The organism is Bradyrhizobium sp. SZCCT0153 (genome assembly GCF_018129995.1).
Taxonomy (GTDB): Bacteria; Pseudomonadota; Alphaproteobacteria; order Rhizobiales; family Xanthobacteraceae; genus Bradyrhizobium; species Bradyrhizobium japonicum_G.
In genome coordinates this window covers 138,368-154,720 of sequence record NZ_JAFCKS010000010.1, presented here as the reverse complement: position 1 = coordinate 154,720, position 16,353 = coordinate 138,368, and the positions used below count along the sequence as shown (strand labels likewise).

11 protein-coding genes are annotated in these 16,353 nt (G+C 63.1%); all 11 read left to right on the top strand.

Translation table 11 applies throughout. The features are described 5' to 3' along the window. Positions 1-8 precede the first annotated feature (8 nt). Positions 9-1,031 (top strand): lysylphosphatidylglycerol synthase transmembrane domain-containing protein, encoded by a 1,023-nt coding sequence (locus JQ572_RS31195; RefSeq protein WP_211386667.1) that lies wholly within the window; start codon positions 9-11, stop codon positions 1,029-1,031. Positions 1,032-1,115: 84 nt separating this feature from the next. Continuing rightward, on the top strand, positions 1,116-2,384 hold the full coding sequence (locus JQ572_RS31190) for a class I SAM-dependent methyltransferase (protein WP_211386666.1): 1,269 nt from the start codon (positions 1,116-1,118) through the stop codon (positions 2,382-2,384). Positions 2,385-2,759: 375 nt separating this feature from the next. Next, positions 2,760-2,951, top strand: coding sequence for a preprotein translocase subunit SecE (gene secE, locus JQ572_RS31185; RefSeq protein ID WP_007611620.1), 192 nt, complete (start codon positions 2,760-2,762; stop codon positions 2,949-2,951). Continuing rightward, positions 2,951-3,505 carry a transcription termination/antitermination protein NusG gene (nusG, locus tag JQ572_RS31180; protein ID WP_008136441.1) on the top strand — a complete coding sequence of 185 codons (555 nt, stop codon included), beginning with the start codon at positions 2,951-2,953 and terminating at the stop codon, positions 3,503-3,505. The genes secE and nusG overlap by 1 nt, the downstream gene beginning before the upstream one ends. A gap of 131 nt (positions 3,506-3,636) precedes the next feature. After that, positions 3,637-4,065 carry a 50S ribosomal protein L11 gene (rplK, locus tag JQ572_RS31175; protein WP_045008228.1) on the top strand — a complete coding sequence of 143 codons (429 nt, stop codon included), beginning with the start codon at positions 3,637-3,639 and terminating at the stop codon, positions 4,063-4,065. A gap of 6 nt (positions 4,066-4,071) precedes the next feature. Then, positions 4,072-4,764 (top strand): 50S ribosomal protein L1, encoded by a 693-nt coding sequence (gene rplA / locus JQ572_RS31170; RefSeq protein WP_014494487.1) that lies wholly within the window; start codon positions 4,072-4,074, stop codon positions 4,762-4,764. A gap of 90 nt (positions 4,765-4,854) precedes the next feature. Further along, the gene (locus JQ572_RS31165) at positions 4,855-5,802 is read left to right on the top strand and encodes a 2-hydroxyacid dehydrogenase (protein WP_211386665.1); all 948 of its coding nucleotides are present in this window, start codon (positions 4,855-4,857) and stop codon (positions 5,800-5,802) included. Between the two features lie 587 nt (positions 5,803-6,389). Beyond that, positions 6,390-6,908, top strand: coding sequence for a 50S ribosomal protein L10 (gene rplJ / locus JQ572_RS31160; protein WP_211386664.1), 519 nt, complete (start codon positions 6,390-6,392; stop codon positions 6,906-6,908). A 54-nt stretch (positions 6,909-6,962) separates the two neighbouring features. After that, entirely contained in the window at positions 6,963-7,334 is a 372-nt protein-coding gene (gene rplL, locus JQ572_RS31155; RefSeq protein WP_211386663.1) for a 50S ribosomal protein L7/L12, read from the top strand. 480 nt (positions 7,335-7,814) lie between these two features. Further along, positions 7,815-11,933, top strand: a complete 4,119-nt coding sequence (gene rpoB, locus JQ572_RS31150) for a DNA-directed RNA polymerase subunit beta (protein WP_211386662.1) — start codon at positions 7,815-7,817, stop codon at positions 11,931-11,933. Between the two features lie 129 nt (positions 11,934-12,062). Next, positions 12,063-16,259: a DNA-directed RNA polymerase subunit beta' gene (rpoC, locus tag JQ572_RS31145; protein ID WP_211386661.1), complete on the top strand. Its 4,197-nt coding sequence runs from the start codon at positions 12,063-12,065 to the stop codon at positions 16,257-16,259. The last annotated feature ends 94 nt before the right edge of the window (positions 16,260-16,353 follow it).

The window sequence follows — 16,353 nt, the reverse complement described above, 5'->3', positions numbered from 1 at the left end:
GGCATCCGATGCAGTCGCGGCTCAAGCAGGCGGTCCTGTTTTCAGTAAAACTTCTGCTGTCGATCGCCGTGCTGATCTACATCGCGCGCGGTCTCGATCTGCATGCGTTGCGGACCCACCTCGTCTCCGTCGATCCGTTCCTGTTCGTGCTCGCGCTCGCGCTGATATTCGTTCAGACCTTCGCGCTCAACGGCCGGTGGGAGCTGATCATGCGCGCGCTCGGCGTGTCGCTGGACTGGCTGGCCGGCTGGCGAATCCTCATGATCAGCCTCTGGTTCAATCAGGTATTGCCGTCGTCGGTCGGCGGCGATGCGGTGCGAATGTGGCTGCTGCGCCAGCGTGGCGTGCAGTGGCCGGAAGCGGTCAAGGGCGTTGCAGCGGACCGTTTCACGGCGTTGATCGGGCTGATCGTGCTGATGGTGGCCGGATTGCCGTTCCTGATGTCGCGCGTGTCCAATCAGGCCGCGATCCTGGCCATCGGCGGGCTGACATTGGCGGGCGTCGCCGGCACCGTGGTGCTGTTGACGCTCGATCGCCTGCCCAAGCGCCTCATCGCGTTTCCCGCGATCGCGAGCTTCGTCCGGTTCGGAACGCTCGTCAGATTCCTTCTCCTGCAATCCGAGCACCGCGGTTTGCTTTTCGGATCGGCGCTCCTCATCCATCTCGTGACGGCGGCGGCTTGTTATGCCCTGGCCCGCGGCGTAGGAGCGCAACTCTCGGTGGTGGACGCCGCCGTTCTGATTCCGCCGGTGATCCTGCTGACCGCAGTTCCGATCTCGATCAGCGGCTGGGGCGTTCGTGAAGGGGCGATGGTCGCCTGTCTCGGTCTGGCGGGCGTTCCTTCCGAGGAAGCGCTGTCGGTTTCAATCCTGCTGGGTGCCGTCAGCGTCCTCATCGGTCTCGCAGGCGGCGTGATCTGGCTAGCAAGTCGGGAGCGCGGCTCATATTCGGCGGACAAGGCAGCGAAGGCTGCGGAAGCATCGGCGGACTACGGGCTGGCGAAAGCCGAGGAGGTATCGAGCCACCCTTGATCGCTCTTGAATCATTGCCGCCGATCTGATCTCCACAGGGTAGGATTGCCTCACCCGCGCGTGTCTCCGTTTTCCGGTCCCACAATGAAAAACCTGTTCTACGTTCGTCATACCTGCCGCCTTTGTCATTCGGACAAGCAGGAACTGGTCGTCCCCATGGCTGGCATGCCCATTGGCACGCCGAACTTCCAGGTGCCGGACGCCAGCGTCGACGATCCCGTCTTTCGGGCCGCCGTGCCGATGGCGCTGCACCTGTGCGCAGACTGCGGCCACCTCCAGATTCTCCATGTCGGCAATCCGGAGATCCAGTACCGCAACTACGTCTACACGACCTCGCTCTCGCTCGGCCTGCGGGAGCATTTCGCAGGCTATGCCAACGACGTCATCAGCCGTTTCGGGATTGCGCCGGGCTCGCTGGTCGTCGAACTCGGCAGCAATGACGGCTCGCTGCTCGGCTTCTTCAAAGAGCGCGGCATGCGGGTACTGGGTGTCGATCCCGCCGTCGACATCGCGCGGCGTGCGACGGAAGCGGGGATCGAGACTATCGGCGATTTCTTCACCGATGCCATTGGTCACCGCATTCTGCAGAGCCATGGTGCGGCCAGCGTCGTCATCGCCAATAACATGATCGCCAATGTCGACAATCTCGATCCGCTGGTGATCGGGGTTCGCGACGTGCTTGCGCCGGACGGGTTGTTCGTTTTCGAGACGCAATACGGCGTTGACGTCACCGAGAAGAACCTTCTCGACACTGTCTACCACGAGCATCTGTCGTATTTTAACATCAAGCCGCTGACGCGCTTCTTCGCGCGGCTCGGCATGGAATTGATCGACGTCCAGCACATCTGGACCAAGGGCGGTTCGATCCGCGTGACGGTGCAGCGCGTTGGCGGCGCCAAGAAGCCGTCTGCGGAGGTTGCCCGCTTCGTCGCCGAGGAAGACCGGCTCGGCGTCGACCGGCCGGCCTATTATGCGCCCTATGCGAAGAGAATCGCCGCCATCCGGGACGAGCTGGTCGCGATGGCCGATGCCGCCCACGCGCGCGGTCAGCTGGTGGCCGGCTACGGCGTCTCCGTCGGCACCACGACCCTGCTGCCGCAGTTCGGCCTGGAGAACAAGATCGACTTCCTGGTGGACGACGACCCCAAGAAGGCGAACGTGATGGCCGGCCCGGGATACGACATTTCGATTCTGCCGCCCGCAGCCCTTTACGAGCGCAAGCCGGCGTTCGTCGTCGTCTTCGCTTGGCGCTATGTGGATCCGATCCGGGCCAAGCATGCCCGTTATTTCGCCGAGGGCGGAAAGTTCGTGGTGCCGCTGCCCGGTATCTCCGTGGTCGATCGGGCCGACTGACCGTGCCAGGTCGCTAAAGGGGGGCAGGAGAGGGACCCCTTTACTGTCGTTCTGCAAGGAACCGGCTGAAGCTCCGGGACGGCGCTTTGGCAGGGGCAGATAAGCCCTTGATCGGCCTGGGCTCTGTTCGGTCGTCCGGGGAGGTCGGGTTGTCCGTGCGAGCCCTCTCTATCTTGACCTTTGGTCCCATCCGCAGTAGATACCCCGCACTCGCTGCCGGCCCGTTAAACGCGGATTTCCGGCGCGGCTTTGAAATCCCCGAACAATCGAGCCCGGTTTCCGGCTCATCCTTCAAGACAGAGGGCTGGGCCAACGGCGGCTGTTCGGATCCCTGAAATTCATTCGCGTCTGTCGACGGACGTTGGACATCAAACGATGGCAGTCAGCCCGTTCAAGTTCTTGCAGGAAGTGCGCTCGGAGACCGCCAAGGTCACCTGGCCGACCCGCCGCGAGACCACGATCACCACCATCATGGTGTTCGTGATGGTCGCCGTGGCCTCGATCTTCTTCTTCGCCGCCGACCAGATCATCCGCTACCTCATCACCTTCCTTCTGGGCATCCACTGATGGCAACAGCAACGGCTCAATTGTCTGACAAGCGCTGGTACATCGTCCACGCCTATTCGAATTTCGAAAAGAAGGTCGCCGAATCGATCCGCGAGCAGGCCAAGCAGCGCGGGCTCGAGGAGCTGTTCGAGCTGGTGCTGGTCCCGACCGAGAAGGTCACGGAAGTGCGCCGCGGCCGCAAGATCGACGCCGAGCGCAAGTTCTTCCCGGGCTACGTGCTAGTGAAGATGAAGCTGACCGACGAGGCGTTTCATCTGATCAAGAACACGCCGAAGGTGACGGGCTTCCTCGGCGCCGAAAACAAGCCGATGCCGATCTCGGAATCCGAGGCCATGCGCATCCTGCACCAGGTGCAGGAGGGCGTGGAACGGCCGAAGGCGTCGGTGTCGTTCGAGATCGGCGAGAACGTGCGCGTGGCCGACGGCCCGTTCGCCTCGTTCTCGGGTGTGGTCGAGGAAATCGACGAGGCGCGCTCGCGCGTGAAGGTCGCGGTGTCGATCTTCGGCCGCGCCACGCCGGTCGAGCTGGAATTCGGTCAGGTCGAGAAGGTCTGACCGGACGACGCGTGAAGCGAAGCTTCGCGCGAAAATAGGCCGTGGGAGGAAGAGGGCGGTTGCCAGCCGCGCTCGATCCCAACCACGGAACCTGAAACCGCCGGTCCAGGCCGGCACAACAGGAGTGATACATGGCAAAGAAAGTGACCGGATACCTGAAGCTTCAGGTCCCGGCCGGTGCGGCGAATCCTTCGCCCCCGATCGGTCCCGCGCTCGGTCAGCGCGGTCTCAACATCATGGAGTTCTGCAAGGCGTTCAACGCCCAGACCCAGAAGGAAGAGAAGAACACCCCGATCCCGGTGGTCATCACCATCTATGCGGACCGTTCCTTCACCTTCGAGATGAAGACGCCGCCGATGTCCTTCTTCCTCAAGCAGGCTGCAAAAATCCAGTCCGGCTCGAAGGCGCCGGGCCGCGACAAGGCCGGCGCGGTGACCAAGGCGCAGGTGCGCGAGATCGCCGAGAAGAAGATGAAGGATCTCAATTGCGACACCATCGAATCGGCCATGAAGATGGTCGAGGGCTCTGCCCGCTCGATGGGTCTGGAAGTGGCGGGGTAAGGGCTCATGGCAATCGGAAAGCGTTTGAACAAAGCCCGCGAAGGTGTTGACCGCGAAAAGCTTTACCCGCTCGCGGACGCCATCAAGATGGTCAAGGAACGCGCGAAAGCGAAGTTCGACGAGACCATCGAGGTCGCGATCAATCTCGGCGTCGATCCGCGCCACGCCGACCAGATGGTCCGCGGCGTCGTGACCCTGCCGAACGGCACCGGCCGTACGCTCCGCGTCGGCGTGTTCGCCCGCGGCGCCAAGGCCGACGAGGCCAAGGCTGCGGGCGCCGACGTCGTCGGCGCCGAAGACCTGGTCGAGAAGGTGCAGAACGGCTCGATCGATTTCGACCGCTGTATCGCCACCCCCGACATGATGCCGCTGGTCGGCCGTCTCGGTAAGGTGCTCGGCCCGCGCGGCCTGATGCCGAACCCGAAGATCGGCACCGTGACCATGGACGTCACCGGTGCGGTGAAGGGTGCCAAGGGCGGATCGGTCGAGTTCCGTGTCGAGAAGGCCGGCATCCTGCAGGCCGGCGTCGGCAAGGCCTCGTTCTCCGAGGAGAAGCTGGTCGAGAACATCAAGGCGCTGGCCGATGCTGTTTCGAAGGCCAAGCCCGCCGGTTCCAAGGGGACCTACATCCAGCGCGTTGCGGTGTCCTCGACGATGGGCCCGGGCGTGAAGGTCGAGCCGGGCACCATTCTCGGCTAAGGTTTGAAAATTGCATGAGGTGAGGGGCGGAATCGGGCAACCGATTCCGCCCCTCATCGTTTGTGGCGACGTTTACCGGAAACAAGAACAATGGCTGACAAGGTCCTGATCTACTCGCGCTTTCCCAAGACGATGATGGTGCGTTTCGCCGAGCGGTTCGAACTGCTCGATACCGGCGGCAAGCCCGCGCGCGAAGTGTTTTCGGCCGATGAACTGAGTGGCATCCGCGCGCTGCTCACCGCGGGCGGCACGCCGCTCGACGCGGAGGCGATGGACCTGTTTCCGAAGCTCGGCGCCATCGTCTGCTATGGCACCGGCTATGACGGCATCGACCTGAAGGCGGCCGCAGCCCGCAACATCGAAGTCGGCCACAGCCCGGGCGCCAATGCGGCCTCGGTCGCCGACATCGCGATGACCTTGATGCTCGCGACGACGCGGCGGATCCTGGCTGCCGACCAATATGTCCGCAGCGGCGATTGGGTGGCGTCAATGCCGTCGCCGATGATGCGGCCCAAGGCCGGCATGCCCGGCCGCCGCATCGGCGTCTACGGCATGGGCGAGATCGGTCGCAAGATCGCCGCGCGCTGTGCCGCCTTCGAGAGCGAAATCGGCTATTTCAGCCGGACTAAGTACGATTTGCCCTATCAATATTTCCCGACCCTGGAGGCGCTGGCCGATTGGTGCAGCGTGCTGATGATCGCGGTCCGGGCAGGGGCCGACACCCAGCATGTCGTCAATGCGGACATCCTGAAGCGCCTGGGCGCGGACGGCTATGTCGTCAACATCTCCCGCGGCTCTGTCATCGACGAGAAGGCCCTGGTAGCGGCCCTGACCGACAAGACCATTGCGGGGGCCGGCCTCGACGTCTTCGACAACGAACCGCACGCCCCCGACGCCCTGACGGCGCTCGCTAACGTAGTGCTCGCGCCGCATATCGGCGGTCACACCCTCGAATCGCACGTCGCCATGCAGGATTGCGTGCTGACGAATCTAGGCGCGTTCTTCGAGGGCAAGTCGCTGCCTCATGGGGTCAAATGAGCCTGAATCAGCCCTTGTCGGCCCAGGACAGGCATCCGCGGCAACGGATTGGAACTGGTGTGAATTTTGCTCTTGGCAAGCAGGCTCCGAGCGGTTAAAGAACCGCTTCCGGACGTGCCGGCCTCGGCTGGCGCGTTCGTGCACGCATTCCGAAAACCCGACAAGACAGGAGATCATTCCTTTTCAGGACGTCCGTAAGGATTTGCCGGAAAAGGGAAGAAAACCCGTCGGTTGGTGGAGTGCGGGCAGAGGTCGGGCGGTTCGCCGGCTGACCTTGTCCTGTCCAAGACTGCAGGCGCCCGCGGGGAATCTCGATTTCTCAACGGCTTAATCGCATGGCCTGCATAGACGGGTGAAGACCGGATTTCACTTCGCGCCCAGCTTTACGGCTGGCTCCGCGGAACGGGTCTGGTTCGGACCTCGACACGCCGTGGGCCTTAGCGGGCTCCCGGAGGGCAGGCTTTGAATTGTCGTCTTGCCCGGCGTGTCCGATGGGTTTTGGCCCTGAGGTTCAGGTTTGGGCGGGACGATGGGTGCAACCCGGCGGTCCCGCTTTCGCGATGACCGCCAACCGGAAAGAGCTTGCTGTGGAACGAGCGGCAAAAAAGGAAGCGGTCGAACAGCTCAATGGGGTCTTCAAGACCACGAGCGTCGCGGTCGTTGCCCAATATTCCGGCCTGACCGTTGCCCAGATGCAGAAGCTGCGGACGCAGATGAAGCAGGCTGGCGCCTCGGTGAAGGTCTCGAAGAACCGTCTCGCCAAAATTGCTCTTGAAGGCACTGACGTCGTTGCCATCGGTCCCATGCTGAAGGGACCGACCGTGATCGCCACTTCGAATGATCCGGTAGCGGCGCCAAAGGTCGCCGTCGAATTCGCCAAGACGAACGAAAAGTTCGTCATCATCGGCGGCTCGATGGGAACGACCGTCCTGAATGTCGACGGCGTGAAGGCTCTTGCCTCGCTGCCGTCGCTTGACGAGCTGCGTGCAAAGATCGTCGGCCTGCTTGTGGCCCCGGCGACCAAGCTCGCTCAGCTCGCCAATGCGCCCGCGGGCAAGCTCGCGCGCGTCATCCAGGCTCATGCCTCAAAGGGCGAAGCGGCCTGACGCCCTTCGCAAAACTCAAACCCGAACCAGACTTACATTCAAGGAAACTGAACAATGGCTGACTTGCAGAAGATCGTTGACGACCTCTCGAGCCTCACCGTGCTCGAAGCTGCCGAACTCGCGAAGCTCCTCGAAGAAAAGTGGGGCGTGTCCGCCGCTGCGGCAGTGGCCGTTGCCGGTCCCGCCGCTGCTGCCGCCGCTCCGGCGGAAGAGAAGACCGAGTTCACGGTCGTTCTGGCCGCCGCCGGCGACAAGAAGATCGAGGTCATCAAGGAAGTCCGCGCCATCACCGGCCTGGGCCTGAAGGAAGCAAAGGACCTCGTCGAGGGCGCGCCGAAGCCTGTCAAGGAAGGCGTGAACAAGGACGAAGCCGAGAAGATCAAGGTCCAGCTCGAGAAGGCTGGCGCAAAGGTCGAGCTCAAGTAAGCAACGCTTACTGGCACAAGATCCCGGCGAGCGTCAGCGAAACCGGGATCTCTGACCATCTCGAAAGGGTGGGCCAGATGCAAAAGGCGTGCGACGGAACGTCCCGACGCAGGCCGAACACGGAAAAGTGTGGGGATTTGAGGGTTTACCCCTCGAATCTCCACTATTGTCGCCCCATATCGGGTCGGCAGCACGAAAGCGCGGTGGGCAGGGATGCCGGATTTCCCTGTAAGCCGTTGGGAGAGCAAGCTATTTCGGGCTTTTGCAGTCCGTGAAGACGATCGTTGTGACGGGCGGGCGTGCCTATGCGCCCCGCGCGTCGTTTTGCGTTTTGAAGATCTGAAGAACAGATTCAGGACATGACGGCCTGAAACTGGATTTTTGGTCCCCAAAACGGGTTCGAAAAATTCAACCCGGGGAGTGGTGGCAGCCGCTTCTTGGACGACGCGCCCCGAGCGGGCGACGAAATGAGAGGCCACGATGGCGCAGCAGACATTCACCGGTCGCAAACGCGTTCGCAAGTTCTTCGGACACATCAAGGAAGTCGCCGAGATGCCGAACCTCATCGAGGTTCAGAAGGCATCCTATGACCAGTTCCTGATGGTCGACGAACCCGCGGGCGGACGCCTCGACGAGGGTCTGCAGGCGGTGTTCCGCTCGGTGTTCCCGATCTCGGACTTCTCGGGCACCTCGATGCTGGAATTCGTCCGCTACGAGTTCGAACAGCCGAAGTACGACGTCGACGAGTGCCGCCAGCGCGGCATGACCTTCGCGGCACCACTCAAGGTGACGCTGCGCCTCATCGTGTTCGATATCGACGAGGAAACCGGCGCGAAGTCGGTGAAGGACATCAAGGAGCAGGACGTCTACATGGGCGACATCCCGCTCATGACGATGAACGGCACCTTCATCGTCAACGGCACCGAGCGCGTCATCGTCTCGCAGATGCACCGGTCGCCCGGCGTGTTCTTCGACCACGACAAGGGCAAGACCCATTCCTCGGGCAAGCTACTGTTCGCCGCCCGTGTCATCCCGTATCGCGGTTCCTGGCTCGACATCGAGTTCGACGCCAAGGACATCGTGTATGCGCGTATCGACCGTCGCCGCAAGATTCCGGTGACGTCGCTGATGTTCGCGCTCGGCCTCGACGGCGAGGCGATCCTGTCCACGTTCTACAAGAAGATCCTCTACAAGCGGACCAAGGAAGGCTGGCGCGTTCCGTTCGACGCCAACCGTTTCCGCGGTTACTCGACCATCAACGACCTGATCGACGCCGACACCGGCAAGGTCGTGCTCGAGGCCGGCAAGAAGCTCACCGTCCGCGGTGCGCGTCAGATGCAGGAGAAGGGGCTGAAGGCGCTGCGCCTGTCGGATGAGGAGCTCGTCGGCAACTATCTCGCCGAGGACCTCGTCAATCCCAAGACCGGCGAGATCCACGCGGAAGCCGGTGAAGAGATCACCGACAAGTCCATGAAGGCCCTCAACGAGCACGGCTACAAGGAGTTGCCGCTGCTCGACATCGACCATGTCAATGTCGGCGCCTACATCCGCAATACGCTCTCGGCCGACAAGAACATGACGCGCGAGGACGCGCTGTTCGACATCTATCGCGTGATGCGTCCGGGCGAGCCGCCGACGCTGGATTCGGCGCAGGCGATGTTCCAGTCGCTGTTCTTCGATTCCGAGCGTTACGACCTCTCCGCGGTCGGCCGCGTCAAGATGAACATGCGCCTCGACCTCGATGCGCCCGACACCCAGCGCACGCTGCGCAAGGAAGACATCCTCTCCGTCATCAAGACGCTGGTGGATTTGCGCGACGGCAAGGGCGAAATCGACGACATCGACCATCTCGGCAATCGCCGTGTGCGCTCGGTCGGCGAGCTCATGGAGAATCAGTACCGCATCGGCCTCCTGCGCATGGAGCGCGCGATCAAGGAGCGCATGTCCTCGGTCGACATCGACACGGTCATGCCGCAGGACCTGATCAACGCCAAGCCGGCGGCTGCCGCCGTGCGCGAGTTCTTCGGCTCCTCGCAGCTCTCGCAGTTCATGGACCAGACCAACCCGCTGTCGGAGATCACCCACAAGCGCCGTCTCTCGGCGCTCGGACCGGGCGGTCTGACCCGCGAGCGCGCCGGCTTCGAGGTGCGCGACGTGCATCCGACGCATTACGGCCGCATCTGCCCGATCGAGACGCCGGAAGGTCCGAACATCGGCCTGATCAACTCGCTCGCGACCTTCGCGCGCGTGAACAAGTACGGCTTCGTCGAGACGCCCTACCGCAAGGTCAAGGACGGCCGCGTCACCGACGAGGTCGTGTACCTCTCGGCGATGGAAGAGGGCCGCTACACGGTCGCGCAGGCCAACGTGCCGCTCGACCCGAAGGGCCGCTTCACCGAAGACCTCGTGGTCTGCCGTCACGCCGGCGAAGTCTTGCCGGTGACGCCGGACAAGGTCGACTACATGGACGTGTCGCCGAAGCAGCTCGTTTCGGTTGCCGCGGCGCTGATCCCGTTCCTCGAGAACGACGACGCCAACCGCGCGCTGATGGGCTCGAACATGCAGCGCCAGGCGGTGCCGCTGGTTCGCGCCGAGGCTCCGTTCGTCGGCACCGGCATGGAAGGCGTCGTTGCGCGTGACTCGGGTGCCGCGATCGCGGCGCGCCGTTCGGGCGTGATCGACCAGATCGACGCGACCCGCGTCGTCATCCGCGCCACCGAAGATCTCGATCCGACCAAGTCGGGCGTCGATATCTACCGTCTGATGAAGTACCAGCGCTCCAACCAGTCGACCTGCATCAACCAGCGTCCGCTGGTGAAGGTCGGCGACATCGTCAAGAAGGGCGACATCATCGCCGACGGTCCGTCGACCGATCTCGGCGAGCTCGCGCTCGGCCGGAACGTGCTCGTCGCGTTCATGCCGTGGAACGGCTACAACTTCGAAGACTCGATCCTGCTCTCCGAGCGGATCGTGAAGGAAGACGTCTTCACCTCGATCCATATCGAGGAATTCGAGGTGATGGCGCGCGACACCAAGCTCGGGCCCGAGGAAATCACCCGCGACATTCCGAACGTTTCGGAAGAAGCGCTGAAGAACCTCGACGAAGCCGGCATCGTGTACATCGGCGCGGAAGTGCGCGCCGGCGACATCCTGGTCGGCAAGATTACGCCGAAGGGCGAAAGCCCGATGACGCCGGAAGAAAAGCTCCTGCGTGCCATCTTCGGCGAGAAGGCCTCCGACGTTCGCGACACCTCGCTGCGCGTTCCTCCGGGCGTGCAGGGCACGATCGTGGAAGTGCGCGTGTTCAACCGTCACGGCGTCGACAAGGACGAGCGCGCTCTGGCGATCGAGCGGGAAGAGATCGAGCGTCTGGCCAAGGACCGCGACGACGAGCAGGCGATCCTGGACCGCAACGTCTACAACCGTCTTGCCGAGCTGCTCGAGGGACGGCAGGGCATCGCCGGTCCGAAGGGCTTCAAGAAGGACACCAAGATCACCCGTGCGGTGCTCGAGGAGTACCCGAAGTCGCAGTGGTGGCTGTTCGCTTCGCCGAACGACAAGCTGATGGCCGAAATCGAGGCCATGCGGAAGCAGTACGACGAGTCGAAGAAGGGGCTGGAACAGCGCTTCCTCGACAAGGTCGAGAAGCTTCAGCGCGGCGACGAGCTGCCGCCCGGCGTGATGAAGATGGTCAAGGTCTTCGTCGCGGTGAAGCGCAAGATCCAGCCCGGCGACAAGATGGCCGGCCGCCACGGCAACAAGGGCGTGGTGTCGAAGATCGTGCCGATCGAGGACATGCCGTTCCTCGAAGACGGTACGCACGCCGACATCGTGCTCAACCCGCTGGGCGTGCCCTCGCGCATGAACGTCGGACAGATCCTCGAGACCCATCTCGGCTGGGCCTGCGCCGGCCTCGGCAAGCGCATCGGCCAGACGGTCGATGCCTATTTGTCGAAGCAGGACATCAGGCCGCTGAAGGAAACCTTGAAGAAGGTCTACGGCGAGGACGAGACGATCAAGTCGCTCAACGACAACGAGTTGATCGAGCTCGGCCACAATCTGAGCCGCGGCGTGCCGATCGCGACGCCGGTGTTCGACGGCGCCAAGGAAGCCGACATCGAGGAGATGCTGAAGCTTGCCGGTCTCGACGCTTCGGGTCAGTCGACCGTGTATGACGGCCGCACCGGCGATGCGTTCGATCGCAAGGTGACGGTGGGCTATATCTACATGCTCAAGCTGCACCATCTGGTCGACGACAAGATCCATGCGCGTTCGATCGGTCCGTACTCGCTCGTCACCCAGCAGCCGCTGGGCGGCAAGGCGCAGTTCGGCGGCCAGCGCTTCGGCGAAATGGAGGTGTGGGCGCTCGAAGCTTACGGCGCGGCGTACACGCTCCAGGAGATGCTGACGGTGAAGTCGGACGACGTCGCCGGCCGCACCAAGGTGTACGAGGCGATCGTGCGCGGCGACGACACGTTCGAGGCCGGTATTCCGGAATCGTTCAACGTGCTGGTCAAGGAAATGCGCTCGCTCGGCCTCAACGTCGACCTGCACAATTCCAAGGTGGGACCGGCGCCGACGTCGGAAGCGGCCGAGTAATACGACCTTTCATGCCCGGCCTTCACGGCCGGGCATCGGCGCCCGACCCGAGGCCTTGAGGGCAGGGCGCCCCGCTCGAGTGATTTTCGAATTTGCGGCCGTAGGCGACCGGCACGCGAGGAGAAGACGATGAACCAAGAAATTATGAATCTCTTCAACCCGACGACTCCGGCTCAGGTCTTCGACCAGATCCGGATCTCGATCGCGTCTCCAGAGAAGATTCTGTCCTGGTCCTACGGCGAGATCAAGAAGCCGGAGACCATCAACTACCGTACCTTCAAGCCCGAGCGCGACGGCCTGTTCTGCGCCCGCATCTTCGGGCCGATCAAGGACTACGAGTGCTTGTGCGGCAAGTACAAGCGCATGAAGTACAAGGGCATCATCTGCGAGAAGTGCTCGGTCGAGGTCACGCTGTCGCGCGTCCGGCGCGAGCGCATGGGCCATATCGAGCTCGCAGCCCCCGTCGCCCACATCTGGTTCCTGAAGTCGCTGCCCTCGCGCATCGGCCTCCTGCTGGACATGACGCTGAAGGATCTCGAGCGGATCCTCTACTTCGAATATTACGTCGTGCTCGAGCCGGGCCTTACCGCGCTGAAGGACCGTCAGCTGCTGTCGGAAGACGAGTATCTGAAGGCGCAGGACGAGTACGGCCAGGATTCCTTCACCGCCATGATCGGCGCTGAGGCGATCCGCGAGCTGCTCAAGGGCATGGATCTCGAGAAGCTCGAGGCCTCCTTGCGCATCGAGATGCAGGAGACCGACTCCGACATCAAGCACAAGAAGCTCGCCAAGCGCCTGAAGATCGTGGAAGCGTTCCGCCACTCCGGCAACAAGCCGGAATGGATGATCATGACCGTGGTCCCGGTGATTCCGCCGGACCTGCGTCCGCTGGTGCCGCTGGACGGCGGCCGCTTCGCGACCTCGGACCTCAACGACCTCTACCGCCGCGTCATCAATCGCAACAACCGCTTGAAGCGACTGATGGAGCTGCGCGCCCCGGACATCATCATCCGCAACGAGAAGCGCATGCTTCAGGAAGCGGTCGATGCGCTGTTCGACAACGGCCGCCGCGGCCGCGTCATCACGGGCGCCAACAAGCGTCCGCTGAAGTCGCTCGCCGACATGCTCAAGGGCAAGCAGGGCCGCTTCCGTCAGAACCTGCTCGGCAAGCGTGTCGACTATTCGGGCCGTTCGGTGATCGTGGTCGGTCCCGAGCTGCGCCTGCATCAGTGCGGCCTGCCGAAGAAGATGGCGCTCGAGCTGTTCAAGCCGTTCATCTACTCGCGGCTTGACGCGAAGGGCCTGTCCACGACCGTGAAGCAGGCCAAGAAGCTGGTCGAGAAGGAGCGGCCCGAGGTCTGGGACATCCTGGACGAGGTCATCCGCGAGCATCCAGTGCTGCTCAACCGAGCGCCGACGCTGCATCGCCTCGGCATCCAGGCGTTCGAGCCCGTGCTGATCGAGGGCAAGGCGATCCAGCTCCACCCGCTGGTCTGCGCCGCGTTCAACGCCGATTTCGACGGCGACCAGATGGCCGTGCACGTTCCGCTGTCGCTCGAGGCGCAGCTGGAAGCGCGCGTCCTGATGATGTCGACCAACAACATCCTGCATCCGGCGAACGGCCAGCCGATCATCGTGCCGTCGCAGGACATCGTGCTCGGTCTGTACTACGTCTCCATCATGCGCGAAGGCCTGCCCGGCGAGGGCAAGATCTTCGGCGACATGGCCGAGCTCGAGCATGCGCTGCACGCGAAGGTCATCCACCTGCACACCAAGATCAAGTATCGGTGGCAGGGCATGGACGAGACCGGCAAGGTCTCGACGCGCTGGATCGAGACCACCGCAGGTCGCGTCATGCTCGGCAATCTCCTGCCGAAGAACCCGCGCATTTCGTACGAGATCATCAACAAGCTGATGACCAAGCGCGAGATCTCCGGCGTCATCGACCAGGTCTACCGCCACTGCGGTCAGAAGGAGACTGTGATCTTCTGCGACCGCATCATGGCGCTCGGCTTCTACAACGCGTTCAAGGCCGGCATCTCGTTCGGCAAGGACGACATGGTCGTTCCGCACTCCAAGTGGAAGATCGTCGACACCACCCGTACGCTGGCGAAGGATTTCGAGCAGCAGTACAACGACGGTCTGATCACCCATGGCGAGAAGTACAACAAGGTCGTCGACGCCTGGTCGAAGGCCACGGAAGAAATCGCCAAGGCGATGATGAAGGAGATCTCCTCGACCAAGAAGACGGCGAGCGGGGCGGATGCTGACATCAACTCGATCTACATGATGGCTCACTCCGGTGCCCGCGGTTCGCCGGCCCAGATGCGCCAGCTCGCCGGCATGCGCGGCCTGATGGCCAAGCCGTCGGGCGAGATCATCGAGACGCCGATCATCTCGAACTTCAAGGAAGGCCTCTCGGTTCTCGAGTACTTCAACTCGACCCACGGCGCCCGCAAGGGCCTCGCGGACACCGCGTTGAAGACCGCGAACTCCGGCTACCTGACCCGTCGTCTGGTCGACGTCGCGCAGGACTGCATCATCACGCAGAACGACTGCGGCACCAAGCTCGGCATCAAGATGCGCGCCATCGTCGATGCCGGCACCGTGGTTGCCTCGCTCGGTTCGCGCATCCTGGGCCGCACGGCCTGCGAAGACGTGCGCGACAGCTCGGGCAAGGTGATCATCAAGCGCGGTACGCTGATGGAAGAGAGCCATCTGGACGCCATCCATCAGGGTGGTGTGCAGGAGGTGAAGATCCGCTCGGCACTGACCTGCGAACTCGTCAACGGCATCTGCGGCATGTGCTACGGCCGCGACCTTGCCCGCGGCACGCCGGTCAACCACGGTGAAGCCGTCGGCGTCATCGCGGCGCAGTCGATCGGCGAGCCGGGCACCCAGCTGACCATGCGCACCTTCCACATCGGCGGTGCGGCGCAGCTCAACGAGCAGTCGTTCGTCGAATCCAACTTCGACGGCAAGATCGTGATCCGGAACAAGGCCATCGCCCGAAACAGCGAAGGTCATCTGGTCGCGATGGTCCGCAACATGGTGATCGCGATCGTCGATGCCGACGGCACCGAGCGTGCGACGCACCGTATCCAGTACGGTTCGCGCCTGCATGTCGACGAAGGCGACACCGTCAAGCGCGGCCAACGCATCGTTGAGTGGGATCCCTACACCCGTCCGCTCCTCACCGAAGTCGAAGGTACCATCGGCTTCGAGGATCTGGTCGAAGGGCAGTCGATCTCGGAAACGCTGGACGAAGCCACCGGTATCGCCAAGCGCGTGGTCATCGACTGGCGCTCGACCCGCGGCGGCGCGGACCTGCGTCCGGCCATCGTGGTCAAGGGCAAGGACGGCAAGGTGCTCAAGCTCGCCCGTGGCGGCGATGCCCGCTACATGCTGTCCGTCGATGCCATTCTCTCGGTCGACGTCGGAGCCAAGGTCAACCCGGGTGACATCCTCGCCCGTGTCTCGACCGAAAGCGCCAAGACGCGTGACATCACCGGCGGTCTGCCGCGGGTGGCGGAACTGTTCGAGGCCCGGCGTCCGAAGGATGCGGCGATCATCGCCGAAATCGCGGGCACCATCCGGTTCGGGCGCGACTACAAGAACAAGCGTCGCATCTCGATCGAGCCGATGGACAAGACCGACGAGGCGCGCGAGTACCTGATCCCTAAGGGCAAGCACATCCACCTTCAGGACGGCGACGTCGTCGAAAAGGGCGACTTCATCGTGGAAGGCAACCCGGCGCCGCACGACATTCTGGCGGTGAAGGGCATCGAGGAGCTCGCGGCCTATCTGGTCAACGAGATCCAGGAGGTCTACCGGCTCCAGGGCGTGCTCATCAACGACAAGCACATCGAGGTGATTGTCCGTCAGATGCTCCAGAAGGTGGAAGTCACCGACCAGGGCGACACGGACATGATCTCGGGCGAGCAGGTCGACAAGATCGAGTTCGACGCGCTGAACGAGAAGGCCAAGGAAGAGGGCAAGAAGATCGCCACGGGTACGCCGGTTCTGCTCGGCATCACCAAGGCGAGCCTCCAGACCCGTTCCTTCTTCTCGGCGGCCTCGTTCCAGGAGACCACCCGCGTCCTCACGGAAGCGGCGGTCAACGGCAAGGTCGATCCGCTCGAAGGCCTCAAGGAGAACGTCATCGTCGGCCGGCTGATCCCGGCAGGCACCGGCGCCTCGATGGCCAAGATCCGCGAAGTCGCGATGAAGCGCGACAAGCTGATCCTGGACGAGCGCGAGAAGCAGGCGGCCGTCGTGTCGCCCGCGCCGGAAGCGGAGCCGATGGCGCTGCCGCCCGCGGAATGATCGTTCATCCGTAGGAATACCGAGGACAATGAAAAGGCCGGCGCAAGCCGGCCTTTTTGCTGCTTTGTTTGCCTGTTGCGGTGCAAGATCAACA